This window comes from Tumebacillus amylolyticus (assembly GCF_016722965.1).
GTDB lineage: Bacteria > Bacillota > Bacilli > Tumebacillales > Tumebacillaceae > Tumebacillus > Tumebacillus amylolyticus.
The window spans coordinates 1-2,868 of the sequence record NZ_JAEQNB010000025.1 but is presented as its reverse complement, the minus strand read 5'-3'; the positions used below and the strand labels follow the sequence as shown (position 1 = coordinate 2,868).

Here is a 2,868-nt window from a genome sequence, read left to right as displayed (position 1 = left end):
TGCATGTATTAGGCACGCCGCCAGCGTTCGTCCTGAGCCAGGATCAAACTCTCAATAAAAGTTTGGTTCGCTGACTCGAATCGATCTTCATCTATCACTCGTTTAGTTTTCAAGGATCAATCGCGTCAACCGCTGTGTCTCTCGCGGCGACAAGAGTTATCTTACCATGCCCACAAGGCTTGTCTCAACTCACTGGAATGTCATACCAGAACAAATTCCGTTGAAAGTCCTCATTTATGACGATCTCGCGAACTGATCTCCGTATTTTGTTCTCGGAACATAGAAAAACGCACCCACATGGGGTGCGTTTTACGCTTTTTTCTTTTTCTTGACCTGTTTGTAGCGTTTTTTCACCTCGTCGCTCGAGAGCTCGTCGATGATTTGTACACCCTCCTGCCACTTGCTTGTCGTCCGGCATGAAGGATATCGGCTGCAACCAAGGAACTTCTCCTCTCCCTTGGCCCGCACCACCATCACAGAACCGCACTTCGGGCAGCACTGGTTCGTGACTTGCACCAACTTCGATGCAGCCTCCACCGGTTTGCCTTCCTTGTCGATCTTGAGGATGTTCTTGCACTTCGGGTACCCGCTGCATGCCAAAAACTCGCCATAACGCCCCTTGCGCTTCACCAACGCAGAACCGCACTTGTCGCACTTATGCTCTGTCTCCACAACCAACGGCTCCGGCACCCCGCGCTTGCCATACGCAAAACGCCCTCGGCACTGGTAACAGAAATACTGCTTCACAGGCTTTTTCTTCCCCTTGGGCACCGATTCCGTCAAGGTCAGATGGTGCGTACAACTCGGACAAGGAACCGTCGTCGACTCCCCGACCGGCACGATATACTTGCACTTCGGATATCCTCCGCAAGCATACACATCCCCATACTTCGTCGTCCGCCGCCACAAAGGTTGCCCACAGGCCGGGCAACTTCGCTCTGTCTGCTCCCCCAACACCACACGGTCACCCGTTTTCATCGCCACTTCCAACGTCTCGGCAAAAGGACGATAAAACTCATCGAGCAACAAGCGCCACTCCCGCGCACCCTCCGCCACGTTGTCCAACTGCTTCTCCATCTCCGCCGTGAATTCGACGTTAATCAGCCCCGGAAAGTGCGCCACCAACGTATGGCAAACCGCACGCCCGATATCGGTCGGGTGAAACCACTTTTTGTCCACCACGATCACATAATCCCGCGCTTTCAACACCGAGATGATGCTCGCATACGTACTAGGACGCCCGACGCCGCGCTTCTCCAACTCCTTGACCAAACTCGCCTCGGTGTAATAGGCCGGCGGCTTCGTAAAGTGCTGCGAAGGCTTGACCTCTCTCACCTGCAAACGCTGACCCGTTTCCACCGGCGGCAGAGTCACATCCTGCTCCTCATGATCGCCGCCCGCTTTTTTCGGGTCGATCCCTTCTTCATACAGCTTCAAAAAACCATCAAACTTCAGCGTACGTCCGTTCGCCTTCCAGCCAAAACGCCCCGACTGGATGCTCACCGAAACCGTATCATACACTGCCGCCGCCATCTGGCTCGCCAAAAAACGCTCATAAATGAGCTTGTACGAACGAAACTGATCCGGTGCCAATTGCGACTTCAACCGCTCCGGCGTCCACTCCAAATGAGTCGGTCGAATCGCTTCGTGCGCATCTTGTGCGCTGTCTTTGGATCGATAAAAATTCGGTCTCGACGGTCGATACGCTTGCCCGAACCGCTCGCCGATCATCTTCAACGCTTCTTGTTGCATATGCGGCGCCACACGGGTGGAGTCGGTCCGCATATAGGTGATCAAACCGGACGTCTGCCCGTTGACATCGATCCCTTCATATAACTGTTGCGCCACACGCATCGTCTTCGCCACGTCAAACCGCAACTTGCGCGAAGCCTCTTGCTGCAGAGTTGACGTCGTAAACGGCGGTGCCGGGTATCGCTTCTTTTCCGCGCGCTCCACATCTGTAATTCCAAACGTCTGCGCCTTCGCCTCAGCGACGATGGCCGCCGCCAGATCTCCGGTTGGAATCTTCGCCTTTTTCCCCTCAATCGTCGTCAATTGACAGGTAAAAGGTGACGCATCCCCTCCGGTCTGCACCTGCGCGTGAATCTCCCAATACTCTTCCGTCTTGAAGTTCTCAATCTCCTCCGCCCGCTGCACGACTAACAAAAGCGCCACAGACTGCACACGCCCCGCCGACAGACCATGCCGGATCTTGCGCCCCAAAAACGGACTCAACTTGTACCCCACCAGCCGGTCGAGAATCCGACGAGCCTGCTGCGAATCAACCAGATGCCGGTCGATGGCACGCGGCTGCGACATCGCTTGCAGAACGGCTTTTTTATTAATCTCATGGAACGTCACGCGTTGAATCCGCTTACCCGGCCCTTTCAAGAGCTCCTCCAAGTGAAACGCAATCGCTTCCCCTTCGCGGTCCGGGTCGGTACTCAAAATAATCGTATCGGAAGACTTGGCGAGGCTGCGCAATTCCTTGACCAGCGCCACCTTGCCCTTCATCACTTCATATTGCGGTTCAAAACGCTTTTCAATATCGACACCAAAGCTTTTTTCCGGCAGGTCGCGGATGTGACCCATCGATGCTTTGACAACGTACTCTCTCCCCAAATAGGAGTTGATCGCTTTGGCCTTCGCAGGCGACTCCACGATCACTAGGTGTTTGGCCATCTCTTCAACCCCTTTCTATGCAAAAAAAGGACTCGATCCTCATCCGGATCGAGCCCTTTCTCTAGTGCCTCGCGACGTCCTACTCTCCCGGGACCCTGCGGTCCAAGTACCATCGGCGCTGGAAAGCTTAACTTCTGTGTTCGGGATGGGAACAGGTGTGACCTTTCCGCCATCATCACGAGACTT

General features: G+C 54.6%; 1 protein-coding gene and 2 rRNA genes. All 3 read right to left on the bottom strand.

The genetic code is table 11. From position 1 onward, the window contains the following. Positions 1–59: ribosomal RNA gene (locus JJB07_RS23695) — 16S ribosomal RNA — on the bottom strand; the annotation flags it as partial. A 250-nt stretch (positions 60–309) separates the two neighbouring features. Continuing rightward, entirely contained in the window at positions 310–2,682 is a 2,373-nt protein-coding gene (gene topA / locus JJB07_RS23690; RefSeq protein WP_201638501.1) for a type I DNA topoisomerase, read from the bottom strand. A gap of 66 nt (positions 2,683–2,748) precedes the next feature. Continuing rightward, a 5S ribosomal RNA gene (gene rrf, locus JJB07_RS23685) occupies positions 2,749–2,865 on the bottom strand. Positions 2,866–2,868: the final 3 nt, after the last annotated feature.